3 protein-coding genes are annotated in these 2,189 nt (G+C 42.8%); all 3 read right to left on the bottom strand.

The features are described 5' to 3' along the window. Positions 1–731: NAD(P)H-dependent oxidoreductase subunit E (locus H0Z23_RS08930; protein WP_296869100.1), on the bottom strand; the 731-nt coding region annotated here is incomplete at its 3' end. Then, positions 731–1,162 carry a (2Fe-2S) ferredoxin domain-containing protein gene (locus tag H0Z23_RS08935; RefSeq protein WP_296869101.1) on the bottom strand — a complete coding sequence of 144 codons (432 nt, stop codon included), beginning with the start codon at positions 1,160–1,162 and terminating at the stop codon, positions 731–733. The genes H0Z23_RS08930 and H0Z23_RS08935, both read right to left, overlap by 1 nt. Positions 1,163–1,174: 12 nt before the next feature. Next, a complete protein-coding gene (gene nuoE / locus H0Z23_RS08940) occupies positions 1,175–1,654 on the bottom strand; it encodes an NADH-quinone oxidoreductase subunit NuoE (protein ID WP_296869102.1) in 480 nt (159 codons plus the stop codon). Positions 1,655–2,189 lie beyond the last annotated feature (535 nt).

The following is a 2,189-nucleotide window of genomic DNA, read 5'->3' on the forward strand; positions in this document are numbered from 1 at the left end:
AAAGGATATTCTGCTCTACAGTAAATAAATCCCTTTTGGGCACCTATAGCGTAGCCAGCTATAATCATGCCCTCCAACACAGAGTGAGGGTCACCTTCTAAAATGCTTCTATCCATGAAAGCTCCTGGATCACCTTCGTCGGCGTTACATATCACGTACTTTGGAGTTTCAGGAGCATTTCTGGTAAACTGCCACTTGAGCCCTGTGGGGAAACCACCTCCCCCTCTACCTCTGAGTCCTGAACATTTTATTTCTTCTATCACATCTTCTGGAGTCATTTCAAACAAGGCCCTCGCAAGGCCCTGATATCCTTCTCTTGCTATGTATTCCTCTATACGTTCTGGGTTTATGACTCCGCAATTTTTGAGAATTATTCTCTGCTGATTTTTATAAAAAGGAATGCCATGATATTCGGGGATCAATTCACCAGAGACAGGATCGTTAAACAAAAGCCTCTCTACTAGCACTCCTCTTTTCAACGTCTTTTCTACAATCTCCGAAACATCCTCAGGTCTTACATGACAATAAAGTATATCTTCCGGATAAATGACGACTATAGGACCTATTGAGCATAAGCCATGACAGCCAGAGAACGTAACCAAAACATCATCACGCAAGTTTTGGGCCTCAACTTCACGTTCCATGAGCTCCAATATTTCTGCTGACCCGCCCGAAGTACAACTTGTCCCCCTACAACATAATACGTGCGTGCGGTAAAGTTTGTGGGTCATTATAATCTCCCCTTTGATAAGTCACTTACATTGGCTTCACCCGCTTCGGGAAAGGTCAACGTGGCATCTAGGCTTATTAGGTATTCTTGCAATGTTTTGCCTTTCATAATGTGCTTTCTAACTATTTCTCTTGCCTTCTCTTCTGTTATCCTCCCATACCTCACCGTACCCAAAGGCGGCATCCTTATCTCCACTACTGGCTGGAGCGCCAAAGGCCCATTCCACAACCCCAAACTCACTCTAGCCGCAACCTCTTTTTTCCCCATGTATTCGATGAATACTTTCGCTACTTTCCGAGCTTGCTCAAAACCACTTTCTGAATGAGCAAGTATTTTTATCTTTATAGGGCTTTCTTCTCTTATAATGAGCTCTTTCCTAACTTTGCGGAACAATTTATAGAGATCTTGCGGGCTTTTCAATCTGCATGACATATTAATCACCTCTTACTCGAGAGTTTTCAAAATATTCTTCATCTTTTCCACTGAAAGCTCGCCATACACCTTCCCATCAACCATGGCTACGGGGGCAAGGCCGCAAGAACCCAAGCAATAAACGACTTCGTAAGTAAATTTAAGGTCTTCCGTAGTCTCTCCAGGTTCTATACCCAATTCATCGCGCAGAAATTTGCCTATCCTAGTGCCTCCCTTTACATGGCATGCCGTACCATCACATTGTTGTATTATGTGCCTGCCTCTAGGGGTAAGGTGGAACTGGGCATAAAAGGTAGCAACGCCAAAAACCTTGCCATAAGGCAACTTGAGAAGTTCCGCAGCACTCTTTAACAGTTCCTTGGGCAAATATCCATACTCTATCTGAATTTGCTGAAGGATCTTTATAAGGCTCCAACCTTCTTTTTGTCCTATTCTTACAATTTTTTTGAGAGGCTTTAGATCAAAAACCTCCTCTTTCATGGCTACTTTCAATGGAACCACCTCCCCACATTTATATCCTTTATTTTTTATCTGAATACTTCATTAGTATCATATTTTTTAAATTTTGCAAATTGTCTTATGTTTATCGCTTCAACATCACAAAAATTTGATTCAATCAAATATCCCCCTAAAAAAGTGAAATAACCCATTGACAAATCTTGTAACCTTAAATAAACTCTAGGACAATTAGAAAAGAGGTCCGAACCAAATATCGTAAAGGCGATGAAGTGGGGCGCTTTTGCACACGAGGATTCCACAGAGAAGGCTCTTCACCGGCTGAGAGAGAGCCTGAATCCGTGCAGAAAGCCTAAAACCCATGGAGCTGGAACGGAAAGGAGATTTTCTCTGGAGTACGTTTCCCGGATGGGCTCCGTTAAAGGTCCTAGAGAGGAATGCCTTCGGCATTCAATTAGGGTGGTACCGCGAGCTAATAGGCTCGTCCCTTGATGGGACGGGCCTATTTTTTTTGAGCCAAAAACGAAAAAGGAGGAGATAAAAATGCAAGGAAACTGTGTAGTTTGCGACG

The organism is Thermovirga sp. (genome assembly GCF_017656375.1).
GTDB lineage: Bacteria > Synergistota > Synergistia > Synergistales > Thermovirgaceae > Thermovirga.